The sequence below is a fragment of the Bacteroides eggerthii genome (assembly GCF_025146565.1).
In the GTDB taxonomy this organism is placed as follows: Bacteria; Bacteroidota; Bacteroidia; order Bacteroidales; family Bacteroidaceae; genus Bacteroides; species Bacteroides eggerthii.
The window spans coordinates 2,950,333-2,974,048 of sequence record NZ_CP102258.1; the positions used below are offsets into that span (position 1 = coordinate 2,950,333).

At 46.4% G+C, this 23,716-nt stretch carries 20 protein-coding genes and 6 tRNA genes; 8 read left to right on the forward strand and 18 right to left on the reverse strand.

Going from position 1 to position 23,716, the window contains the following annotated elements; translation table 11 throughout:
- Nucleotides 1-9: 9 nt before the first annotated feature.
- Both NQ546_RS12195 and recR read right to left on the reverse strand, forming a co-directional pair.
- On the reverse strand, nt 10-462 hold the full coding sequence (locus tag NQ546_RS12195) for a hypothetical protein (RefSeq protein WP_004290836.1): 453 nt from the start codon (nt 460-462) through the stop codon (nt 10-12).
- A gap of 21 nt (nt 463-483) precedes the next feature.
- Nucleotides 484-1,101, reverse strand: a complete 618-nt coding sequence (gene recR / locus NQ546_RS12200; protein ID WP_004290835.1) for a recombination mediator RecR — start codon at nt 1,099-1,101, stop codon at nt 484-486.
- A gap of 275 nt (nt 1,102-1,376) precedes the next feature.
- Here recR and yihA point away from each other — a divergent pair, with 275 nt between their 5' ends.
- Together yihA and NQ546_RS12210 are read left to right on the forward strand one after the other, a co-directional pair.
- Nucleotides 1,377-1,985, forward strand: coding sequence for a ribosome biogenesis GTP-binding protein YihA/YsxC (gene yihA, locus NQ546_RS12205; RefSeq protein ID WP_004290834.1), 609 nt, complete (start codon nt 1,377-1,379; stop codon nt 1,983-1,985).
- A gap of 14 nt (nt 1,986-1,999) precedes the next feature.
- Nucleotides 2,000-2,596 carry a DUF4923 family protein gene (locus tag NQ546_RS12210; RefSeq protein ID WP_004290833.1) on the forward strand — a complete coding sequence of 199 codons (597 nt, stop codon included), beginning with the start codon at nt 2,000-2,002 and terminating at the stop codon, nt 2,594-2,596.
- 90 nt (nt 2,597-2,686) lie between these two features.
- On the opposite strand, the gene NQ546_RS12215 is transcribed toward NQ546_RS12210, so the two are convergent.
- From NQ546_RS12215 to NQ546_RS12250, 8 genes are all read right to left on the reverse strand, one after another.
- A tRNA-Gly gene (locus tag NQ546_RS12215) sits at nt 2,687-2,759 on the reverse strand.
- Between the two features lie 27 nt (nt 2,760-2,786).
- Nucleotides 2,787-2,868: transfer RNA gene (locus NQ546_RS12220), tRNA-Leu, on the reverse strand.
- A gap of 21 nt (nt 2,869-2,889) precedes the next feature.
- Nucleotides 2,890-2,962, reverse strand: a tRNA-Gly gene (locus NQ546_RS12225).
- A gap of 11 nt (nt 2,963-2,973) precedes the next feature.
- Nucleotides 2,974-3,057 (reverse strand) — tRNA-Leu (locus NQ546_RS12230).
- Nucleotides 3,058-3,099: 42 nt separating this feature from the next.
- Nucleotides 3,100-3,181: transfer RNA gene (locus NQ546_RS12235), tRNA-Leu, on the reverse strand.
- Nucleotides 3,182-3,207: 26 nt separating this feature from the next.
- Nucleotides 3,208-3,280 (reverse strand) — tRNA-Gly (locus NQ546_RS12240).
- Nucleotides 3,281-3,390: 110 nt separating this feature from the next.
- Nucleotides 3,391-4,536 (reverse strand): carboxynorspermidine decarboxylase, encoded by a 1,146-nt coding sequence (gene nspC, locus NQ546_RS12245; RefSeq protein ID WP_004290832.1) that lies wholly within the window; start codon nt 4,534-4,536, stop codon nt 3,391-3,393.
- Nucleotides 4,537-4,790: 254 nt separating this feature from the next.
- A complete protein-coding gene (locus NQ546_RS12250; protein ID WP_004290831.1) occupies nt 4,791-7,073 on the reverse strand; it encodes an ATP-dependent helicase in 2,283 nt (760 codons plus the stop codon).
- Nucleotides 7,074-7,195: 122 nt separating this feature from the next.
- On the opposite strand from NQ546_RS12250, the gene NQ546_RS12255 reads away from it, so the two are divergent.
- Nucleotides 7,196-7,816, forward strand: a complete 621-nt coding sequence (locus tag NQ546_RS12255; RefSeq protein WP_021939917.1) for a superoxide dismutase — start codon at nt 7,196-7,198, stop codon at nt 7,814-7,816.
- A 95-nt stretch (nt 7,817-7,911) separates the two neighbouring features.
- Here NQ546_RS12255 and NQ546_RS12260 read toward each other — a convergent pair whose 3' ends face one another.
- Nucleotides 7,912-8,796, reverse strand: a complete 885-nt coding sequence (locus tag NQ546_RS12260; protein ID WP_004290829.1) for a sensor histidine kinase — start codon at nt 8,794-8,796, stop codon at nt 7,912-7,914.
- Nucleotides 8,797-8,994: 198 nt separating this feature from the next.
- Nucleotides 8,995-11,715 carry a pyruvate, phosphate dikinase gene (ppdK, locus tag NQ546_RS12265; RefSeq protein ID WP_004290827.1) on the reverse strand — a complete coding sequence of 907 codons (2,721 nt, stop codon included), beginning with the start codon at nt 11,713-11,715 and terminating at the stop codon, nt 8,995-8,997.
- A gap of 207 nt (nt 11,716-11,922) precedes the next feature.
- Between ppdK and rlmD the strand changes: the two genes are divergently transcribed.
- Both rlmD and NQ546_RS12275 read left to right on the forward strand, forming a co-directional pair.
- On the forward strand, nt 11,923-13,350 hold the full coding sequence (gene rlmD, locus NQ546_RS12270; RefSeq protein WP_004290826.1) for a 23S rRNA (uracil(1939)-C(5))-methyltransferase RlmD: 1,428 nt from the start codon (nt 11,923-11,925) through the stop codon (nt 13,348-13,350).
- 88 nt (nt 13,351-13,438) lie between these two features.
- Nucleotides 13,439-14,350, forward strand: a complete 912-nt coding sequence (locus NQ546_RS12275; protein ID WP_004290825.1) for an RluA family pseudouridine synthase — start codon at nt 13,439-13,441, stop codon at nt 14,348-14,350.
- Between the two features lie 73 nt (nt 14,351-14,423).
- On the opposite strand, the gene NQ546_RS12280 is transcribed toward NQ546_RS12275, so the two are convergent.
- From NQ546_RS12280 to araJ, 3 genes are read right to left on the reverse strand one after another with little or no spacing between them, the layout of a single operon-like run.
- Nucleotides 14,424-14,816 carry a hypothetical protein gene (locus NQ546_RS12280; protein WP_004290824.1) on the reverse strand — a complete coding sequence of 131 codons (393 nt, stop codon included), beginning with the start codon at nt 14,814-14,816 and terminating at the stop codon, nt 14,424-14,426.
- A gap of 18 nt (nt 14,817-14,834) precedes the next feature.
- Nucleotides 14,835-15,245, reverse strand: coding sequence for a hypothetical protein (locus NQ546_RS12285; protein WP_004290823.1), 411 nt, complete (start codon nt 15,243-15,245; stop codon nt 14,835-14,837).
- 56 nt (nt 15,246-15,301) lie between these two features.
- A complete protein-coding gene (araJ, locus tag NQ546_RS12290; RefSeq protein WP_004290822.1) occupies nt 15,302-16,444 on the reverse strand; it encodes an MFS transporter AraJ in 1,143 nt (380 codons plus the stop codon).
- A 210-nt stretch (nt 16,445-16,654) separates the two neighbouring features.
- Between araJ and NQ546_RS12295 the strand changes: the two genes are divergently transcribed.
- The 3 genes from NQ546_RS12295 to NQ546_RS12305 all read left to right on the forward strand — a co-directional run bounded on the left by NQ546_RS12295 (nt 16,655) and on the right by NQ546_RS12305 (nt 19,861).
- Nucleotides 16,655-17,167, forward strand: coding sequence for an outer membrane beta-barrel protein (locus NQ546_RS12295; protein ID WP_004290821.1), 513 nt, complete (start codon nt 16,655-16,657; stop codon nt 17,165-17,167).
- Between the two features lie 203 nt (nt 17,168-17,370).
- Complete coding sequence (gene map / locus NQ546_RS12300; protein WP_004290819.1) at nt 17,371-18,225, forward strand: type I methionyl aminopeptidase; 855 nt, start codon at nt 17,371-17,373, stop codon at nt 18,223-18,225.
- 193 nt (nt 18,226-18,418) lie between these two features.
- Nucleotides 18,419-19,861 (forward strand): DNA recombination protein RmuC, encoded by a 1,443-nt coding sequence (locus NQ546_RS12305; protein ID WP_004290818.1) that lies wholly within the window; start codon nt 18,419-18,421, stop codon nt 19,859-19,861.
- Between the two features lie 23 nt (nt 19,862-19,884).
- On the opposite strand, the gene nhaA is transcribed toward NQ546_RS12305, so the two are convergent.
- The 3 genes from nhaA to NQ546_RS12320 form a co-directional block, all read right to left on the reverse strand.
- Nucleotides 19,885-21,198, reverse strand: coding sequence for a Na+/H+ antiporter NhaA (nhaA, locus tag NQ546_RS12310; protein WP_004290817.1), 1,314 nt, complete (start codon nt 21,196-21,198; stop codon nt 19,885-19,887).
- A gap of 369 nt (nt 21,199-21,567) precedes the next feature.
- Nucleotides 21,568-23,352: a translation elongation factor 4 gene (gene lepA, locus NQ546_RS12315; protein ID WP_004290816.1), complete on the reverse strand. Its 1,785-nt coding sequence runs from the start codon at nt 23,350-23,352 to the stop codon at nt 21,568-21,570.
- Between the two features lie 112 nt (nt 23,353-23,464).
- Entirely contained in the window at nt 23,465-23,665 is a 201-nt protein-coding gene (locus tag NQ546_RS12320) for a winged helix-turn-helix domain-containing protein (RefSeq protein ID WP_004290815.1), read from the reverse strand.
- Nucleotides 23,666-23,716 lie beyond the last annotated feature (51 nt).

Genomic DNA, 23,716 nt, shown 5'->3' on the forward strand with positions numbered 1-23,716 from the left:
AAGAAGGCTTCATTGTTCTTTATCTATATGCAATTCCTCACGCAAACGTTTTTCTCCGGGCAGGCAGAATAATGACGCAGTCAAAGCTATCAAAGCGCAGAGCACCCCTTTATTACTCAATACCATATAATAAGTGAGGAATCCCGCCACCACCGGTATGGCAAGCAGAGCCAGACGCACCCCACTCCACAGCACATACAAACGCAGTGCATCGGAGATGGAGACAGCATCTATCTTCCTGACCAGCACCCACGAAAAGAGCTTCAGGGATGCAGGAACCGATAGGGCTGTAAGCAGAATTGTGATAGTCTCCGCAAAATACGCAGCACGTACATCTCCCGCATAAAGGCCGACCCATGCCCCACCCGTTTCACCGAATATCACGAGAAATACAGGCAGCAGCCAAAAATATACAAATGACATCTTCACGCGGGATGCCGCCCGCTTTATCTTTTCTTCCATGTACTTAGTTTTTGAATTATGTCATACCGAACCCGTAAATGGGGTGCGGTTCACGATACTACGTCCGAGAGTAACCTCGTCTGCATATTCCAACTCGTCTCCCACAGAGATGCCACGCGCTATCACAGACAGCTTGACCCCCAACTTCTCCAGCTTACGGTAAATATAAAAGTTAGTCGTATCACCCTCCATTGTAGTGCTGAGGGCAAATACAACTTCCTTAATGCCGCCGCCGGCCACCCGCTGCACCAAGCTCTCTATTTCCAAATCACCGGGGCCTATTCCATCCATCGGTGAAATCACTCCACCCAATACATGATACAGTCCGCGAAATTGCTGCGTCGCTTCCACCGCCATCACATCACGTATATTTTCCACCACGCAAATTACGGAAGAATCACGCTGAGGGTTGGAGCAGATGCGGCAAGTCTCCGTATCAGAAATATTATGGCACACTTTGCAGTATTTCACTTCATGTTTCAATGTAACAATAGCGTTGCCAAAAGCCTCCACCACTGCCGTATCCTGGCGCAGCAGATGAAGCACCAGCCGCATGGCCGTCTTTCGGCCCACACCCGGCAATTTGGCGAACTCATTCACCGCTTTCTCCAGTAATATTGAGGGAAATTGTCCATTCATATTTAAAAATCTCCTAATTGCGGACAAAGATAATGCAAACCGAGAGCAGAATAAAATGAACTTGTTCATTTTTTATGCCGAGGTGCGGCTTATCTTCACTTTTGATGCAAAGATAGTGCAAATTGAGTGCAATTCAATCAGGTCCACTTGAAATTGTACTGCCGAAATACAGCCCATTCCATTTAAAGATAGAGAGAATTCCCCCTTAAGAACAAAGTTTTTTGAAATAAGTATTACCTTTGCAAGAAGAAACAATTATAAAAAGAGACAATCGAATGGAGATAACAAGCGCTGAATTCGTCATCAGCAATACAGACGTAAATAAATGCCCCGGCGGGACATTCCCCGAATACGCCTTCATCGGACGTTCCAACGTTGGAAAATCCAGCCTTATCAATATGCTGACAGGAAGGAAAGGGCTTGCCATGACATCCGCAACCCCCGGAAAAACAATGCTCATCAATCATTTCCTGATCAACAAGAACTGGTATATCGTCGACCTTCCCGGCTATGGTTACGCCAGACGCGGACAGAAAGGACAGGAGCAAATTCAGCGCATCATAGAGACCTATATCTTGCAACGCGAGCAAATGACCAGCCTCTTTGTCCTCGTCGACAGCCGCCATGAGCCGCAAGCCATCGACCTTTCCTTTATAGAATGGCTGGGCGAGAACGGAGTGCCTTTTGCCATCGTTTTCACCAAAGCCGACAAGCTGAAAGGCGGCAAGATAAACAGCAATATCCGCCACTATCTGGAGAAGCTGCACGAACAATGGGAAGAGCTTCCCCCTTATTTCGTCACATCCTCCGAAAACCGAATGGGCCGGGAAGAACTGCTGAACTACATTGAACAGATAAACAAAAACATCAATTCCAAACCGTAATTATTATAACCAAAATGAAAAAATTTGTTTTTTGGCACATATTTGTTGCCGCATTGCTAATGGCCTCCAACAGTCAGGCGCAATCACTGAAAGACTTATTCAATAAAGAGAACATCGAAAAGGTGGTGAATTCCGTAACCGGCAAAAGCACTGCCAGCATGGAAGGGACATGGGTGTATACCGGTTCGGCCATTGAGTTCGAGTCGGATAACCTGTTGCAGAAAGCAGGCGGTTCGGTTGCCGCTAATGCCGCCGAAAACAAACTGAACGAGCAGTTGGCAAAAGTGGGCATCACAGCCGGACAAATGTCTTTTACTTTTAATGCAGACAGCACTTTCACCGCCAAAGTCGGTGCAAAATCCCTGAAAGGGACTTATTCATACGACGCTTCCGAGCAAAAAGCGAATTTGAAATTCATGAAACTGATTCCACTCAATGCCAAAGTGAACTGCACTTCCACCAATATGGATTTGCTGTTCAACTCGGACAAACTCCTAAAACTGATAACCTTGATTTCCAGTAAAAGCAACAGCACCACCCTGAAAACGATCGGTTCGCTTGCAGACAATTACGACGGCATGATGCTCGGCTTCTCCTTGAAAAAGGAATGAGCCCTCCCCTATTGCTGAAAACCAAAAAATAAAACAAAAAAAATCCCCATAAGCGAATACTTACGGGGATTTCTTGTTTGTTATAGAAAGAGCGGAAAACGAGACTCGAACTCGCGACCCTAACCTTGGCAAGGTTATGCTCTACCAACTGAGCTATTTCCGCAAAATGATGCCCTTCCAATAAAGAGCGTGCCCAGAACAGGACTCGAACCTGCATGCCTCTCGACACACGCACCTGAAACGTGCGCGTCTACCAATTCCGCCACCTGGGCAATCATTAAATCAAAGAAAAGAGCGGAAAACGAGACTCGAACTCGCGACCCTAACCTTGGCAAGGTTATGCTCTACCAACTGAGCTATTTCCGCAAAATGATATGTGAAGAGAAGGAGACTCGAACTCCCACGACATAATTGTCACTACCCCCTCAAAGTAGCGCGTCTACCAATTCCGCCACCTCTCCGACATATTCTAAACATTTCATAGAACGTTGCTCCTACCTTTGTGCCCAGAACAGGACTCGAACCTGCATGCCTCTCGACACACGCACCTGAAACGTGCGCGTCTACCAATTCCGCCACCTGGGCATTAGGTAATTGCAACCAAAACGTTGAGCGGAAAACGAGACTCGAACTCGCGACCCTAACCTTGGCAAGGTTATGCTCTACCAACTGAGCTATTTCCGCGTTTGCGGTTGCAAAGGTAGATATTTTCCTTAAACCTGCAAACATTCCGCGCACTTTTTTCACACATAAAATTGGACATTCCATCCAAAAAGAAAGCAGACTTTTGATTATCAACTCATTCGGTCACGATAATCTTCGTAAGAAAATTGCTTGAACAGGTCTGCTTTCCCCTCCTTTGTCCACATGGCAATGGTGGGATGGTGAATTCCATTGAACATATTCGTCTTTACCATTGTATAGTGTATCATGTCCTCAAAAATAATTCTCTCTCCGATTTGCAGCTCATGGTCGAAACTCCACATCCCCATATAGTCGCCGCTCAGGCAAGAATTGCCACCCAGACGATAGACATACGGACCGTCATTTCCCATTTCAGCCCCCCGGACAACCGGCTGATAGGGCATCTCCAGACAATCCGGCATATGGCAGGTGAAACTGACATTCAGAATAGCGGTACGTATGCCGCGGTTTTCCACAAGATCCACCACTTCAGAGGTCAGCACTCCCGTCTGCCAGGTAAATGCAGATCCCGGCTCCAGAATAATGCGCAAATGAGGATAACGCTCTTTCAATCCGCGAAGCAGGCGAATCAGATGTTCCACATCGTAATCCTTGCGTGTCATTAAATGTCCTCCCCCCAGGTTCAGCCATTTTAGTTGCGGAAACCAACGGGAGAATTTCGCTTCCAAATGCTCCAGCGTACGCTCCAACTCATAAGAAGACGATTCGCAATGGCAATGGCAGTGGAACCCGTCAATTCCCTGCGGCAGCACATCGGAGAGTTGTTCGGCCATCACACCGAAGCGGGTGCCGGGAGCGCATGGGTTGTACAGTTCGGTTTCCACCTCCGAATATTCCGGGTTGACGCGTATGCCGCAGGATATGCCCTGCCCGTCCGCCTGAATCATGGGATAGAAACGCCGGAACTGAGCCAATGAATTGAATGTGATATGGCTGCTGCATCGCATAATCTCCGGAAAACCGGCTTCCGTATATGCCGGAGAATAGGTGTGGGCCTTACTGCCGAATTCTTCCAGCGCCAAGCGGGCTTCGTAGACGGAACTTGCCGTAGAATGTTCCACGTACTCCCGGAAGATAGGAAACGAACGCCACATGGCAAAGGACTTGAAAGCAAGAATAATCTCCACTCCTGCCCGGTCGGCAACACTCTTTATCAGTTCGAGGTTCTTCCTCAACAGCTCTTCTTCCATGATGTAACAAGGAGAAGGAAAAAGGTCGAAATCTTTATCTGTCATATTCTTCGTTGTATATTTTTTTCTTATTAGTATCTATTCCTCTACACCCGCCGCCAACAAAGGCTTTTCGGGTCATTAATAAATTCCGGTGGAATTTTACTAAAATTCTTCCGGAGTTTTAGTAAATCGTCAGTCGAATTTTAGTAAAACGGAACCAAGTTTTATTAATGAGCTATTTTATGTAAGCAAATATTGAAATTTATATCAAGAGTATCTGCCATTCTTCGCTACGCTCCTAATGGCAGACAGTTCTTTCACCCTATCACTTTAAAACGTGCGAAACGCAAAAGAAGTTGCTTGTCTCCCGCATTTTTGAAACGGATGGTGGCTTTTGCATTATCGCCCTCGCCTTCCACCTTCATCACTTCGCCCAGACCAAAACGTTCGTGTTCTATCAGTTGCCCCTGTTGCACGATGTTGCCGACTGTGCCTGCCGGCGAAGAAGATGCCGTTCCCATGGAAGGGGTCACACGTTTTAGGTTACGGGGGACGGTCGGAGCAATGACTTCCTGCCGGGTGCGAGAACGGAAAGATGCGGCACTCTCGTCCACCCTGCGCCCCAACCCGGCATCCTGCGGCAATTTGAGGAAACGCACATCAATATCCTTCAAAAAGCGGCTGGGACTTCCAAATTCCATTTTGCCATAGCGGTAGCGGCTCTTGGCATAGGTAAGGAAGCAGTGGTCTTCCGCACGAGTGATGGCCACGTAGAACAAACGCCGTTCTTCTTCCAACGCCCTGGGAGAGTCGCCCACCATACCGCTGGGAAACAGGTTCTCTTCCATGCCCACCACAAAAACATTCCTGAACTCCAGTCCTTTGGCAGAATGTACGGTCATCAGGGTTATCTTTTCATCGTCCCCGTCTTTGTCCGAATCCTGATCTGTCAGCAAAGAAACTTCCGAAAGGAAATCGCCCAGTGTGATGTTGTTGTTGCCTTCCTCCTGCCGCTGTGCGCAAAAGTCGCTCATGCCGTTTGCAAGCTCTTCGATGTTCTCCTTGCGGCTGAGGTTTTCGGGAGAGTTGTCCTGACAGACGTCACCGATGATGCCCGACTGGCGAATGATCTCCGTACCAAGTTCATAGGCGTTTTTCTCGGAAACGCTCTCAATAAAGCCGGTCATCAGATCACGGAAACTTTGCAGTTTGGTCACTGTCCCCTTGTTTATATTCACTCCGTAGGTCAGCGGCTCGCAAAGCACAGTCCACAGACTTACATTGTGGTCGGTAGCGGCAGCGGTGATTTTGCTTACAGTAGTGTCGCCTATTCCACGTGCGGGATAGTTGATGATACGCTTAAAGGCTTCTTCATCATTCGGATTGACAGTGAGGCGGAAATAGGCGATTGTGTCTTTTATCTCCTTACGCTGGTAGAAGGACAAACCTCCATAGATGCGGTACGGCATACTGCGTTTGCGCATGGCTTCCTCGAAAACGCGGCTCTGCGCATTCGTGCGGTATAATATGGCAAAGTCCGAATAGGCATAGTTTCCCTGCCTGCGCAATTCGGCTATCTTATTGATCACGATATCGCCTTCCTCCACATCACTGTACGCCTGATACACTCCGATAGCTTCTCCTTTTTCTTTTTCCGAAAAGACTTCCTTGCGGATTTGCCTTTGGTTCTTTTCTATCAGACTGTTGGCTGCAGAAACGATTGTTTGGGTGGAGCGGTAGTTCTGTTCCAGTTTAAAGACCTTCGTGCCCGGATATACTTTTGTGAAATACAGTATGTTGTCAATATCCGCTCCCCGGAAAGAATAAATGCTCTGTGCATCATCGCCCACCACACAGACGTGCCGGTGCTCCTTGGCCAGTTGGAGCACGATACTGTGCTGGGCGAAGTTCGTGTCCTGATACTCGTCTACCAGAATGTAACGGAACTGCGACTGATAACGGGCAAGCACATCCGGATGATCGCGGAAAAGCAGGAAAGTGTAAAACAGCAAATCATCGAAATCCATTGCATCCGCCTGCCGGCAACGCTCCCAGTAACGGCGGTAAATATCGCGTATGGCAGGCATCTTGGCAGCACAGTCGCCTTCGTAAGCCTCTTTATTGTTGGCATAGCCCGCAGGAGACACAAGGTGATTCTTGGCATTGGAAATGCGGGCCTGCACCGTCCCCGGTTTGTACACCTTTTCATCCAACCCCATCTCCTTGATGATAGAGCGCAACAGGCTTTTGCTGTCTGCCGTATCATAAATGGTGAATCTTGAGGTAAATCCTATCTGTGCGGCTTCCGCATGCAAAATACGTAAGAATATGGAATGGAATGTCCCCATCCAAAGGTGGCGGGCACGCTCCACACCCACCTGCCGGGCAATACGCTCCTTCATTTCACGAGCTGCCTTATTGGTAAATGTGAGTGCAAGAATGTTCCAGGGCTGGTAATCGTTTTCCAGCAGATAAGCTATTTTGTAGGTCAGCACACGAGTTTTTCCCGAACCCGCACCGGCTATCACCAGCGAAGGACCGTCGTTGTAGAGCACCGCAGCACGCTGTCCTTCATTCAGTTCTTGTATATAATCGGACATATTCCTAATAATCTATCGGGTAAAGTTCTGTGCAAAGATAGAAAAAGGTTCGGACACCAGCGAACAATTCCATAGGTTATCACGTTAGTATAATAAAGTTTCAAAACTAAATAATTGAACTTATGAATACGTTATTAATGTCTTTAATGATAATGATTATGTCACATGAAATGCCAAAACTTCCTTACGCCAACAACGCGCTGGAACCTGTAATCAGTCAGCAAACAATAGATTACCATTACGGTAAACATCTACAAACATACGTAAACAACCTGAACAATCTTGTTCCGGGTACAGAGTATGAGAAAAAGGATTTAGTTACCATCGTAGCTACCGCACCCGACGGTGCCATATTTAATAATGCCGGGCAAGTGCTGAACCATACATTGTATTTCCTGCAATTCTCTCCCAAACCTTCGCAAAGCGAACCCACCGGGAAACTGGCAGAAGCCATCAAACGTGACTTCGGCAGCTTTGAGAACTTCAAGAAAGAATTCAATGCAGCGGCAGTCGGCCTGTTCGGCTCCGGCTGGGCATGGCTGTCGGTGGATAAAAACGGAAAACTGCATATCACCAAAGAAGCGAACGGAAGCAACCCCGTACGTTCAGGACTGACTCCGCTGCTGGGCTTCGATGTCTGGGAACATGCATACTATCTGGATTATCAGAACAAACGCGCCGACCACGTCAACGCTCTTTGGAGCATCGTAGACTGGGATGCTGTGGGCAAACGAATGAAATAATCCCCTTATAAAATCCTGTAAAAGCGCATCTATAAGCCGTAAAAGGCAACGCAGATGCGCTTTTTATATGCCTATGAAGGGACAGCAACGGCTGATTAAAACTTACCGTATTCCATATACTCAAGTTTGGCGGGCAGCGTAAAATAAAACGTGGATCCTTCCCCTTTCTTAGACTCTACGCCAATGCCGCCACCGTAATGTTCTATTATAGATTTACAAATAGAAAGCCCCAAACCTGTTCCGCGAATATTATAGTTCATCTTGACAAAACGCTCAAAGATTGCACGCCTGCTCTCCTCTTCAATGCCACACCCGGTATCGGCCACGTAGAAATAGAAGTTCTGATTGCTCAACCTTCGGCAGCCGACCTTCACACAACCTTGCTCGGTAAACTTCAACGCATTCCGTATCAGATTACCGACTACCTGCCCGAAGCGCACCCGGTCAATCCTCAAACGGCATTGGGGAAGCTTTTCTACAAACTCCGCCTGTATGCCCGGCAGACGGGAATGAGCATTCTCGGCTATGCACGTCTCCAGAATCAATGCGTTCACATCCACCTCACCATCGTTATACTCCATTGTGTTGGCTTCAATCTTGGAGTAGTCCAGCAAATCATTCACCAGCTGCAGCAGAACATCCTTGTTTTCATTGATCTCTTTCAGAAATGCCACACGCTGCTCCTTGTCCAAATTATCGGTTTCGGCAAGAATCGTGGTAAATCCAACAATCACATTCAAAGGAGTACGTATCTCATGGGTCATATTTGCAATAAAGGCATTTTGCAACTGACGGCTCTCTTCTGCAACTTCGTTCATTCGCTTCAAGGCCTGGACATGCTTTGACTTACTGATAGAAATAAAAATCATGATAAACAACAGCAGGAGGACTATTACTGCAAGACAGATTACCAATATTTCATTTTTCTGATAGAAATCATTTACTAAATCTGCAAAAACAGCAGTATATGTCAGCTTCATAGTAATTTATTTGTTTTATGAGGAAGTGTATGTGCATGCAAAGATAGGAAAGAAAATACAAAATGCAGAAAAGAAAATACAATTATTAAAATCGGAAATTCATATTCTTACAAATAAATTAGGCCGCAACCTTATAAAAATAAGATTTACGGCCTAATTCACCCTATCCAGTTCGCCTTACGGCGCCCATTTCATTTCTTAGCCTTCAATGGCAGCCTGTGCCGCTGCGAGTCTTGCAATAGGCACGCGGAACGGAGAACAACTGACATAATTCAAACCTACCTTATGGCAGAATTTAACCGACGAAGGTTCACCGCCATGTTCACCGCAGATGCCACACTTCAAGTCCGGACGGATAGCGCGACCTTTTTCGGTAGCCATACGCACCAATTGCCCTACTCCGTTCTGATCGAGCACTTGGAACGGGTCTACTTTCAGGATCTTCTTTTCCAGATAAATCGGCAGGAAAGAAGCGATGTCGTCGCGTGAATAACCGAAAGTCATCTGCGTCAAGTCATTCGTACCGAATGAGAAGAATTCAGCAGAAGAAGCAATACGGTCTGCCGTAAGAGCCGCACGCGGGATCTCAATCATTGTACCTACTTTGAATTCAATGCTATCGCCTACTTCAGCAAACAACTTGGCGGCTTCAGCGCGGATAACCTCTTCCTGTTGCTTGAATTCGTACAGAATACCCGTCAACGGAACCATGATTTCGGGATGTGTCTCCACACCTTCTTTCTTCAATTCCAAAGCGGCACCGAGGATGGCACGCGTCTGCATCTGTGTGATTTCCGGATAAGTATTACCCAAACGGCAACCGCGGTGTCCCAGCATAGGATTGTGTTCGCAAAGAGCCTCTACACGTTGCTGGATATACTGCAAACTTACACCCATGGTATCTGCCATTTCCTGTTGTCCTTTCAAATCATGAGGAACAAACTCGTGCAAAGGCGGGTCAAGCAGACGAACAGTCACCGGACAACCCTCCATAGCCTTGAAGATACCCTTGAAGTCAGCCTGCTGATATGGCAAAATCTTAGCCAATGCCTTGCGACGTCCTTCCGCATCTTCCGCCAGAATCATTTCACGCATGGCTTTGATTTTCTCACCCTCAAAGAACATGTGTTCCGTACGGCAAAGACCGATTCCTACCGCACCGAAATTACGTGCCACCTGAGCATCATGCGGAGTATCCGCATTGGTGCGTACCTGCAATCTCGTATATTTATCAGCCAACTGCATCAACTCGGCAAAATCACCGGAAAGCTCGGCTGCTTTTGTTTCCACCTTTCCTTTATAAACCTCACCGGTGCTACCGTTCAAGGAAATGAAATCTCCCTCTTTCAGCACCACACCGTCCACTTCAACCGTACGGGCTTTATAGTCGATGTTCAATGCTCCGGCACCGGACACACAACACTTACCCATGCCACGAGCCACAACAGCAGCGTGCGATGTCATGCCGCCACGTGCGGTCAGGATACCTTCGGCAACAGCCATACCTGCCAAATCTTCCGGAGAAGTTTCTATACGCACCATCACCACGCGCTTACCGCCGGCATGCCATTCGGCAGCATCTTCGGCAAAGAACACAATCTGTCCGCAAGCTGCACCCGGAGAAGCCGGAAGGCCGCGAGTCAAAACCTTGGCCTGCTTCAAAGCCGTCTTGTCAAACACAGGGTGAAGCAATTCATCCAACTTATTGGGTTCGCAACGCAGCAAAGCCGTCTTTTCGTCAATCATACCTTGATGCAGCAAGTCGGTGGCAATCTTCACCATAGCCGCGCCGGTACGCTTGCCGTTACGTGTCTGGAGGAACCAGAGTTTACCTTCCTGTACGGTGAACTCCATGTCCTGCATATCTCTATAATGGTTTTCCAGCTTGGTCTGCAAAGCATCCAGTTCCTTATATATTTCGGGCATTGCCTCTTCCATAGAAGGATATTTGGCCGCACGTTCTTCTTCACTCACACCGGCAAGTTCGGCCCAACGCTTCGAACCGATAATAGTGATCTGTTGCGGAGTACGGATACCGGCCACAACGTCTTCACCCTGCGCGTTAATCAGATATTCGCCGTTGAAGAGGTCTTCGCCCGTAGCAGCATCGCGGCTAAAGCAAACTCCTGTAGCGGAAGTGTCTCCCATATTGCCGAACACCATTGCCTGAACGCTTACAGCCGTACCCCATTCATCAGGAATTCCCTCCATTTTACGATACAGGATAGCGCGTTCGTTCATCCACGAGTTGAATACGGCGCAGATAGCTCCCCACAACTGTTCGTAGGCACAGGTCGGGAAGTCTTTTCCGGTCTGTTCCTTTACGGCAGCCTTGAATCTCTTTACAAGCTCCTTGAGGTCTTCCACTTCCAGTTCATTATCCAGCTTCACGCCTTTAGCATGCTTCACATCTTCTATAATGGCTTCAAACGGATCGACATCTTCTTTGTTGACCGGCTTCATACCCAATACTACATCGCCGTACATCTGCACGAAACGACGGTATGAATCCCATGCGAAACGGGCATTGCCGGTCTTGCGGATCAACCCTTCTACAACTTCATCGTTCAAACCGAGGTTAAGGATTGTATCCATCATGCCGGGCATGGAAGCACGTGCACCCGAACGTACGGAAACCAACAACGGATTATCTATGTCGCCGAATTTGGAACGCATCAGCGTTTCTACGTGTGCAATGGCATTTTCTACTTCCTGCTTCAACAAGGCAACAACCTTGTCCTGCCCCATTTCATAATATTCTGTGCAAACTTCTGTTGTAATTGTAAAGCCCGGAGGAACCGGAACTCCGATAAGGTTCATCTCTGCCAAGTTGGCCCCCTTACCTCCCAAAAGGTTTCTCATGCCGGCTTTTCCTTCTGCCTGACCGTTACCAAAGGTATAAACTCTTTTTTTGTCCATAATATAAATTTAAAGTTTCTGATTGTGATTTTTTCCATTTTTCTGTTCGCAAATCTAAGTATATTTCACAGACTAGAAAACTTTTTGAGAAAAAACTTTAATGCAAAATGCAATTTCGACATTGCAATATTTAATCTTTCAATTCATAGAGAGAAATCCCGAAAAAATACCTATTTTTGCCACTGAATTTATTATACTGGTGTAAAAGTGGCAAGAAAGAGAAAAGAACTTCCCCTATTAGAGAAGGTGGAAATAACGGATGTGGCTGCCGAAGGAAAAGCCATTGCAAAGGTCAATGATTTGGTAATTTTCGTACCATATGTCGTTCCGGGTGATGTAGTAGACCTGCAAATTAAGAGAAAGAAACATCATTATGCTGAAGCTGAAGCGGTGAAGTTCCATGAATACTCCCCCGTAAGAGCAGTCCCGTTCTGCCAGCACTACGGTGTTTGCGGCGGTTGCAAATGGCAGGTGCTCCCCTATTCTGAGCAGATACGATATAAGCAAAAACAAGTAACGGACAACCTTACCCGCATCGGGAAAATAGAACTTCCGGAAATATTGCCGATACTCGGTTCCGAAAAAACGGAGTTCTACCGGAATAAACTCGAGTACACTTTTTCCAACAAACGCTGGCTGACGACGGAAGAAGTCCGGCAGAATGTAGTGTATGAGCAAATGAATGCGGTGGGTTTCCACATACCCAATGCGTTTGACAAAGTATTGGCCATAGAGAAATGTTGGCTGCAGGATGACATATCCAACCGCATCCGCAATGCCGTACGCGACTTTGCTTACGAGCACGATTATTCGTTCATCAATCTGCGCACTCAGGAAGGAATGTTACGCAACATGATTGTACGCACTTCCAGTACCGGCGAACTGATGGTTATCCTCATCTGCAAAATAGAGAAAGACGAGGAAATGGCTTTGTTCAATCAGTTATTGCAATATGTGGCAGATACTTTCCCCGAAATAACGTCTTTGCTATACATTATTAATAATAAATGCAACGACACCATCACCGACCTCGACGTACATACCTTCAAAGGCAAAGATCACATCTTTGAGGAAATGGAGGGACTGCGCTTCAAGATAGGCCCCAAGTCTTTCTACCAGACTAATTCCGAACAGGCATACAACCTATACAAAGTTGCCCGTAACTTTGCCGGACTCACCGGTAACGAATTGGTCTACGACCTTTATACCGGTACAGGAACCATTGCCAACTTCGTATCCAAGCAAGCACGCCAGGTCATCGGGATTGAATATGTGCCCGAAGCCATTGAAGACGCCAAAGTCAATTCGGAAATCAACGGCATACAAAACACATTGTTCTTTGCCGGCGACATGAAAGACATGCTGACGCAGGATTTCATCAATGAATACGGACGCCCGGATGTAATTATCACCGACCCTCCCCGCGCAGGCATGCATCAGGATGTGATTGACGTTATCCTGTTTGCAGAGCCCAAACGGATTGTATACGTAAGCTGCAACCCGGCCACCCAGGCAAGAGACTTACAGTTGCTCGATGCAAAATACAAAGTAAAAGCTGTCCAACCGGTGGATATGTTCCCGCATACTCATCATGTGGAAAACGTGGTATTGCTTGAGTTGAAAAATCCGGCATAAAGAGAAGGGAAATCTAAAGTAGTACTTTAGGAAGCTGAAATAGAACTTTAGAGAGCTATTAAATCATTAATCACAAATTATTATTCTCGTGGCAAAAGAAAAAATTAGAGCAAGAGCACGCACGCAATATACGGACTATATGGTGAAGGAGCCTATGGAACTGATGGAATTCCTGGCTGCCAAAATGCCGGATGCCAGTCGTACCAAGCTGAAATCATTATTGAGCAAGCGCATTGTATATGTAGACAGTGTTATCACCACACAATACAATTTCCCTTTGAAACCCGGCATGAAAGTGCAAATCAGTCGTGAGAAAGGGCGCAAAGAGTTCAGCAACAGACTGCTGAAAATAGTATATGAGGATGCTTATATCATTGTTGTCGAGAAGATGCAGGGGCTGTTGTCCGTCAATACGGAAAGGCAGAAGGAACGCACTGCCTACACCATATTAAACGAATACGTTCAACGGTCGGGCAGGCAACATCGCGTATATATCGTGCACCGTTTGGATCGTGACACGTCGGGATTGATGATGTTTGCCAAAGACGAAAAGACACAGAACACATTGCGTGACAACTGGCATAACATTGTAACAGACCGACGCTATGTAGCTGTTGTTGCAGGTGAAATGGAAAACAATGCCGGCATGGTAAGATCATGGCTTACCGACCGCAAACTTTACGTATATTCCAGTCCGACGGACGATGGCGGAAAAGAGTCTGTTACTCATTATCGTACTATAAAACGTGCCAACGGCTTCTCGCTTGTAGAATTGGTTCTGGAAACGGGACGCAAGAACCAAATTCGTGTACATATGCAGGATTTGGGACATCCCATTATAGGCGACGGACGATATGGACTGGAAGAGGTAAATCCCATCAACCGACTGGCGCTGCACGCTTTCAAGCTCTGTTTCCATCATCCAGTAACCGGAGAACTGATGCAGTTTGAAACACCTTATCCGGGGGAGTTCAAGAAATTGTTTCTAAAACAGAAATAAAGCGGTTCCGCACGATACAGTTCAAAACATAAAAAAAGGAAGGCTGCCATGAAACAGCCTTCCTTTTTTTATATCAATATCCCACTCGACGCAAGACTAAGGAAATACCATCATAGCCCTCCAAATAGTCTTCGTAATAATCATAATACCAACCGGAAAGAGAGACGCGGTCGGCCCATGAACCCGCAATACATGCTCTATCATTATGGCCGAAGTCCAATATTATTGTACCGGACGGCGCATCCCAATATTGTTCATCTTCAAAATACCAGTCGAAAGTACCGGAGTCTCCCCCTTCTATCCGATAACTGCCGGTTCTGTTCTCGTTGAAGATAAAAGAAGCATCACGAGCTCCGACTTGCCCTGCCCATGTACCAGACAACCAATATTCCGTATCATCCGTTTCACAAGAACTTAATCCCAATACCAGAATACATAGAAGCAACACTCTCGAATATTTCATCATATTATTCCTTATCCTTTACTATTTATAATTCGCATCTACCAACATCATCACTTCTCCGTTCAGTTTTCCGGACAAATAATGTTCACGTACCCATACATTCTCAAATATCTTGGCTGTGTTATCGGCAAAAGTCAATCGTATAGCCTCCTTACTCTCATCCAGCCAACGCCATGAAAATTCCCGGTCAACAGTAACCTTACCACCGGCTTCATAGGTTATCGTAACTTCCTGCCCCTTATTGTTTGCACCGAACTTAAGCAGATAGGTATATGCTTCACCATCTTCTCCCGATTCATCCACCCAATTCTTTCCACATAATTTCTCATCACTATTCTGTATTGTAGTATAATAAATATCATCTCCACAAGAAGCCATTCCCATAGTTATTACACACAACAGCATTATTTTCGCAAAATCTAAAATCTTCATGTTTATCAAGTTTAGTTAATATTTATGGGCAAACATACATAAAAATATTGAAACACTTAATACTTCGCCTGAAATTTCTTGTAGAAGACAGCGAATAAAACAAAACCCACCAACGCAAAAGGCACACCTGCCAAAGCCGGATAACGGTATCCGCCGCTAAGAGCCAATCCACCTACGTATGCTCCGATAGCATTACCCAAATTGAACGCTATTTGCACACAAGCGCCACCCAGCATCTCTCCGCCGGGAGCAACACGAATAATCAACACCTGTTCGGGACTTGAAACAGCAAACAACCCTGCTGTACAAAGTGCCATCAGAATGGCAGAACACCATGGGTTGGGCGACAGGAAAAATATCATCAGCAACAAGATACAAATCATACCTTGCACTACCGTACCAACCTTACCCGGAGTATATCTGTCGGAAAGTCTGCCACTCACAAGATTGCCGACCACCATGCCAAAGCCTGCCAGAACCATCAATGCCGTCACGCTTTCAGCGCTAAAACCTGAGACATTTGTCAGCAACGGTGTAATGTAACTATACCAACAGAAAACCCCGCCATTGCCCAAAGCAGTCGCCCCCAATATCAACCAGGGAGCAGGTGTCTTTAAGAAGCGAAATTGACCTTTGAAACCGGTATCTTTCAGTCCCTCTATCACAGGAACCCACCGCCATATATAATAAAGGACGATCAGCCCCCAACAACCCACCAGCAAGAATGTCACCCGCCAAGAGAGCATATGGCTCAATGAAGTACCCAGCGGTACGCCAAACAAATTGGCAACCGTCATGCCTGCTATCATAATGGATACGGCTTCCGAGCTTTTTCCCTCATCCGCCAGCTTGCCTGCCACAATAGATGCAACTCCAAAATATGCCCCATGCGGCAAGCCCGAAATGAAACGCGCTGCCAACAGCAACCAGTAATCGGGAGCCATTGCGGCACCCAGATTCCCCACCAGCATCAAGGCCATCAACACCAGCAGAATATGTTTCAACGGACGTTTGCGTGCCACAATCAGCATAGGGGCACCGGCACACACTCCCAGTGCGTAGGCAGAAATGAAATGTCCCGCAACCGGAATACTAATATTTAAATCTCGGGCAACATAAGGCAAAATACCCATCATTGTGAATTCGGCAATACCCAATCCTAACGTACCGAATGCTAATGCAATAAGACTCTTCTTCATCTGAAAAAATACAACCTATATAACAATCTTTTTACCGCCGCAAAAGTAATATATTGTACGTTCTTAAACTATTTATTTTATAAAAAACCAACTAAAAATTTGTACAGCACAAATATAACCTATACTTTTGGCCCTCCGAAAATATAGGACTTCTCCTATATATTACAATTCAATAACTAATTTGTATAACTAAAAGTTAAGAAGAAAAAGATGAAAAAGTTTGTAATCTTATTATTTGTTGCAATGGCTGCTTTATCAGCAAAAGCGCAGGTTTATGTTGGTGGAACAGTGGCTTTATGGCACAATGACGACCTTGACGCAACAACTTTTGCGTTGAATCCGGAAGTAGGATACAACCTGAACGAGAAACTGGCTATCGGTGGTGTATTGACATTTGCACACAGCAAGCTGGATGAAGGAAAATACAATGCCTTCGCCCTTGCACCATACGCACGTTACTCTTATTATGAAAACAAAGTTGTCCGTCTTTTCATTGACGGAGGACTGGGCTTCTCCACTCAAAAGGTAAAAGGTTTGGATTCCGTAAACGGTTTTGAAATCGGTTTCAAACCGGGTATCGCCATCAAACTGAATGACAAGTTCAGCGTACTTGCCAAATGCGGTTTCCTGGGTTACAGAGACGATTATATGGATACGGAAAGCGGTTATGGCTTTGGCTTCACCAGCGAGGACCTTTCAGTAGGTTTCCACTATGAGTTCTGATTCATACCAAACATTGATATGTCAAAGGGGTGTTCCGCAGGAGCATCCCTTTTTTATTACCATGCCATCAACGGCACAAGACACACGCACCCTGAGAAGAAAAAAACAAGGAAAAGGCGGTTCCGATAAATGTTTTTCCGCTTCCGATGGTACAAGCGCCTGCAATATTGTGTACTTTTGCAGTATCATAAAAAGAAAATGCAATGAAAAAGTTCGTAAAAGGAGTCCGGTTTACTCCTAAAAATTATTCCGATGAAGTAGAAGCCAAAATTCAACATTATAAAAGAGAAGGTTACAAACTACCGTCAAGACATTTATTGCGTACAGAAGAACAACTGGCAGGCATACGCGAAAGTGCAAAAATAAACACCGCATTGCTCGATTACATTTCAGAGAATATTCGCGAAGGGATGTCTACCGCAGAAATAGACCACATGGTATATTGCTTCACGACAGACCATGATGCCATTCCCGCCCCTTTCCTGTACGAGGGGTTCCCAAAAAGCGTATGCGTCAGCATCAATGACGTAGTGTGCCATGGCATCCCCAGCACCAAAGAATTTCTGCGCAGCGGAGATATTGTCAACGTAGATGTATCTACCATATATAAAGGATATTTCTCCGACGCCTCGCGCATGTATATGATCGGAGAGGTAAGCCCGGAGATGCAACGCCTCGTACAAGTAACCAAAGAATGTCGCGACCTCGGCATACAAGCTGCCCGGCCTTGGGTACGACTGGGCGACGTCGGCGCCGCCATTCAAGAACACGCCGAGAAGAACGGTTACAGTGTAGTGCGCGACCTCTGCGGACATGGCGTAGGCGTCAAGTTCCATGAAGAGCCGGATGTGGAACACTTCGGCAAGCGTGGTACGGGCATGCTGATAGTACCGGGAATGACGTTCACCATCGAACCGATGATCAACATGGGCACTTACGATGTTTTCATTGACGAAGCCGACGGCTGGACAGTATGCACAGACGACGGCCTGCCTTCCGCCCAATGGGAAAGCATGATCCTTATTACCGAAGACGGAAACGAGATACTGACGCAATAAGCATAAGCCCGCAGGCCGCAGGATATTCCCCGGTGCGGTACTCTCCGTACCAACCGTTGGTATTCCTTGTACCACACTTTGGTATTCCTTGTACCAACCGTTGGTATTATCGGTACCCAACGTTGGTACAACGGATACCACCCTTTGAAACAGAATTTTCAGTTCATTGCAACTATATTTCCCATACATCATTATGAATATCGTACTATTAGTCGTTGGAATTATCGCAGGAGCCATTATCGGCTATTTGACAGCCGGCAGAAAAGCCGCTGCCCTAAAAACACAAGTAGAAGCCGCCGAAGAGCGTGAAGCCCTACTGAATCGCACCGCCGAAGAACGTATCACCCGCGAACGTTCCATTGCGGAAGAACGCTTGCAGGAGGCTAACCGCCAAGCCTCGGAACGCCTTAGCGCACAAGAACGGCTCTTTGCCGAACGCATTTCCGAACAGGCACGCAATCTCAATGAACGCCTTGCCCAGCAGGAACGTTCTTTCTGCGAACGCCTTGCCGAGCAGCAAAAGCAATGGGAACAGCGCCTCACCCAACAGAAGGAAGAGGCCGAAGCCCTGCACAAACGCATGAATACGGAGTTTGAGAACCTTTCAAACCGCATCTTCCAAAGCAAAACCGAAGATTTCACCAAACTAAATGCCGAACATCTGGGCAACCTGCTGCGTCCGTTGGACGAAAAGATAAAAGATTTCAAGGAAAAGGTAGAGCAAGTGTACAGCACCGAAGCCAAAGAGCGCTTCTCCTTAGGCGAGCGCATCAAGGAACTGGTGGAGCTGAACAACCGTCTCAGCGAAGACGCCAACAACCTGACACGCGCCCTGAAGGGAGACTCCAAAATGCAAGGCAACTGGGGTGAGATGATTTTAGAGCGCCTGCTGCAAGCATCAGGCCTGATTGAAGGCGAGCACTATTTCCGTCAGGAGTTTCTGAAAGACGAACGAGGGGAAGCTATTGTCAGTGAAGAAAGCGGACAAAAGATGCAGCCGGACATCCTTATCAAATACCCAGATGAACGCGAAATGATAATAGACTCCAAAGTGTCTCTCACTGCCTACGCAGCCTATACATCTGCCGAAGACCGGGAAGAGCAGGCACGTTGGCTCAAGGCGCATTTGCAGTCTGTCCGCAGCCACATCGATGAACTCAGCCGGAAGGATTATTCGCACTATGACATCAAATCGCCGGACTTCGTAATGATGTTCATTCCCACCGAAGGCGCTTATCTGCTTGCCATACAGAGCGATGCCAACCTTTGGGAATACGCCTACAATAAGAAAGTCGTATTGATGAGCCCCACCAACCTCATCAGCGCCCTGCGTCTCTCGCTCGACCTGTGGAAACGGGAAAACCAAGTGAAAAACGTACAGGCTATCATCAAACGCGGTACGGCCCTGTATGAAAAGATAGTAGGCTTCACCGACACTTTCCTCACCCTCGGCGACCGCATGGCGACTTTGCAAAAAGACTATGACAAGGCGCTCAACCAATTGTCCGAAGGAAACGGAAGTGTAGTCCGCCAAGCAGAAATGCTGAAAGATATGAGCCTCACCCCCAAAAAGCGTATCTCGGCAAGACTGCTGCCTAAAGAAGAGATACAGGAAGAAACGGAAGATGAAGAATAAAACTCAAGGCCAGCCAAAGGAAGTTATTCAGCTTTCGGCAACACTATGTTCAGCACCACATATCCCAATACCCCAGCGAGCAACGTTCCTAAAAGCACGCCGAATTTTGCTTGGTTCAACAGTTCCGGATATGCATCTGCAAACGAAAGGTTGGCTATAAACAAAGATACCGTAAAGCCGATGCCTCCCAGCAGGGAAACGCCTGCTATATTTTTCCAATTCATGCCGGCAGGCATCAGGGCCAAACCACTTTTTATCGATAGCCACGTAAACAGATATATACCCAGGAATTTGCCCAAAAGCAGACCGGCAGCCACAGCCATACTTACATCTCCCACAATATTGCCGCTACCGCTGAATACCACACCGGCATTGGCAAAGGCAAACAAAGGTAAAATCACAAAGTTCACAGCCCCATGCAAATTGTCCTCCAACGACTGCAACGGGCTGATAACATGATCGGACGCACGTTCCACCTGTTTCAACGTAGCAATCTGCGCATTTGTCAGCACTATATTATCCGATTTGGAGGCAGGGAACTCCCCTATAATATCACGAATTCGCTTGATATATTTACCGGCATCCAGACGGGGACGGGCCGGTATCACGAATGCCAGTATCACCCCGGAAATAGTGCTATGTATGCCCGACTGCAAGAAGAGGTACCAAATTATTATACCGAAGAACAAAAAGAAAATCTTCTGCGTCACCCCCAACTTGCCCATATAATAAAGGAATATATACAGGATAGCCGCTACAATCAGGTATCCGTATGCCACGTCAGTACTATAAAACAGTGCAATCACCAATATTCCCCCGATGTCATCAACCACAGCAAAAGCAGTCAGGAATATCTTCAGGCTCAACGGAACACGCTTGCCCAGCAAACTGAGCACCCCCAAAGAAAACGCAATATCCGTGGCCATAGGAATGGCCATTCCCCTGGTTTCAGGAGTACCGGAAATAACCAATAACGAATAAATCAGAACCGGAACCACCATGCCGCCACATGCCGCGACAAAAGGTAAAGCAGCCTTCCGGAAAGAAGACAGTTCCCCTACCAGCAACTCACGCTTTATCTCCAACCCCACTGCCAGAAAGAACACTGTCATCAGACAGTCATTGATGAATTCTATCATTTTCAACGGATGCCCGCCATGCGAAAGTAAATTGAAATTACCGACACGCAGATGAAGTTCCTGAAGCAGGAAGTCCTGATATATCGGCGACAAAGAAGAGTTGGCTATGAGAGCAGCCAGAATAGCGGTCAGAAACAAAAGGATACTCGCCACTATATTCAGCGAGGAAATGTGTTTCACAGTACGTAGAATAATCATAAGTATTTGATTTAAGATTTTATCCTTCTCCGGAAAGAAGGTGTGTCAAAACTAACATTAACTATCATTTTACTCTGTCATTAGCTTCGCTCAAAACCTCTTCTGCCTTTTTCATTAAGGTATAGTCAGAGCGAAGCGAAGAACCTACTCTCTTTGTGAGTAGGAGAAGAGATGCTTCACTACGTTCTGCATGACAGACTATACATTAGCGTAAGAAATAAAAAGATATTTTGAGCGAAGCTAATGATATGCTTGTCAGAGTTTTGACACACCCTCCCTATAAACCTGACAGCGCCACTTTCCTCACCCACAACACAAATATAGCTGTTAAAATTAAATCAAGCACTATGTATGTGAATTATTTAGCAGCTAATCCAATTTCAGCACAGCCAGGAATGCTTTCTGCGGAACTTCTACGTTACCGATTTGCTTCATCCTTTTCTTACCTCTCTTCTGCTTTTCAAGCAGCTTGCGTTTACGGCTTACGTCACCTCCATAACATTTTGCAGTAACATCCTTACGAACTGCCTTTATTGTTTCGCGGGAAATAATCTTAGCCCCGATAGCCGCCTGAATGGCAATATCAAACTGCTGCCTTGGAATCAGGTCTTTCAGTTTCTCGCACATCCGGCGTCCCAACTCGTAGGCGTTATCAAAGTGAGTCAAGGTAGAAAGCGCATCCACCGGTTCGCCATTCAACAGAATATCCAGCTTTACCAGTTTGGACGGACGGAATCCGTTTGCATGATAGTCAAAAGAAGCATACCCTTTGGAAATACTTTTCAGCTTATCGTAAAAGTCGATAACGATTTCTCCAAGCGGCATGTCATAGTATATCTCCACACGATTACCGGAAATATATTCCTGTTTCACCAACTCACCGCGCTTACCCAGGCATAGCGTCATAATCGGTCCGATATAGTCCGTAGTAGTAATCACAGATGCGCGGATGTAGGGCTCTTCAATGCGGTCTATCAACGTTGGATCGGGCATGCTGCCGGGATTATGCACCTCGGTCATGTGTCCCTGCTTGTCATAAATGTTATAAGACACGTTAGGCACAGTAGTGATGACATTCATATCGAACTCGCGGTCCAAACGCTCCTGCACAATCTCCATATGAAGCAGTCCCAGGAACCCGCAACGGAAACCAAAACCCAGCGCCAATGAAGACTCCGGCTGGAAAGTCAATGAAGCATCATTCAGTTGCAATTTCTCCAACGAAGAGCGCAAATCTTCAAAATCTTCCGCCTCAATAGGATATACACCGGCAAAAACCATTGGTTTCACTTCCTCAAACCCGGCAATAGCTTCCTTACATGGACGGGCTATGTGGGTAATCGTATCACCTACCTTTACTTCTTTGGAAGTCTTGATGCCCGATATGATATAACCTACGTCACCCGTACGCAATTCCTGCCGGGCCACCATATCCATTTTCAAAACACCTATTTCGTCCGCATCGTATTCCTTGCCCGTATTGAAGAACTTCACCTTGTCTCCCTTCCGGATGACACCGTTCACAATCTTGAAGTAAGCAATAATGCCCCGGAAAGAGTTGAATACAGAATCGAAGATCAGAGCCTGCAACGGTGCTTCCTCATCACCTTCGGGATGCGGAACACGCTCAACGACTGCCTCAAGAATCTCCTCAACCCCCATTCCCGTCTTACCGGAAGCGCGGATTATCTCCTCACGCTTACAGCCAAGCAACTCTACAATTTCATCCTCTACTTCTTCGGGCATGGCGCTCGCCATATCACACTTATTGATAACCGGAATAATCTCCAAGTCATGCTCGATGGCCATGTAGAGATTGGAAATGGTTTGCGCCTGCACGCCTTGAGACGCATCCACAATGAGCAACGCCCCCTCACAAGCGGCAATAGAGCGAGACACCTCGTATGAGAAGTCCACATGTCCCGGGGTGTCTATCAGGTTCAGAATATACTTCTCCCCCTTGTACATATACTCCATCTGGATAGCATGGCTCTTAATGGTGATACCTCTCTCCTTCTCCAAGTCCATATCATCCAACATCTGTCCTTCAGTCACTTGAATAGTATTGGTGAACTCCAGCAGACGGTCAGCTAAAGTTGATTTACCATGATCGATATGGGCAATGATGCAAAAGTTACGTATATTCTTTTTCATTTGTTTCTAAAATTTTGGTGTGCAAAGATACTAAAAGGAGAAGACAAAAAAAAATGCGTTGATAACATATCAAATGTATCAACGCATTTTTTATAACATTCCAATCTCTTTCTTAGTTCAGTTTTACAAACAGTTCGCCTTCAACTTCTTGAGTAGAAATTTTATCTTCTCTCAACAACCAGCCAAGACCCAGGAACAAATCTTTGTCTACCAATTTCGTAGCTTTCTTGATTTGCTTAGCAGTTAAACCTTCAGTTCCATTCAGTACATTCCAAATTTTTCCTGCAGTTTCACCAGCTTTCTCTTTCAACATTTTCTCTTTATTTTTAGTTAGACATGCTTAAAAATCCGTTTCCCACAAAGA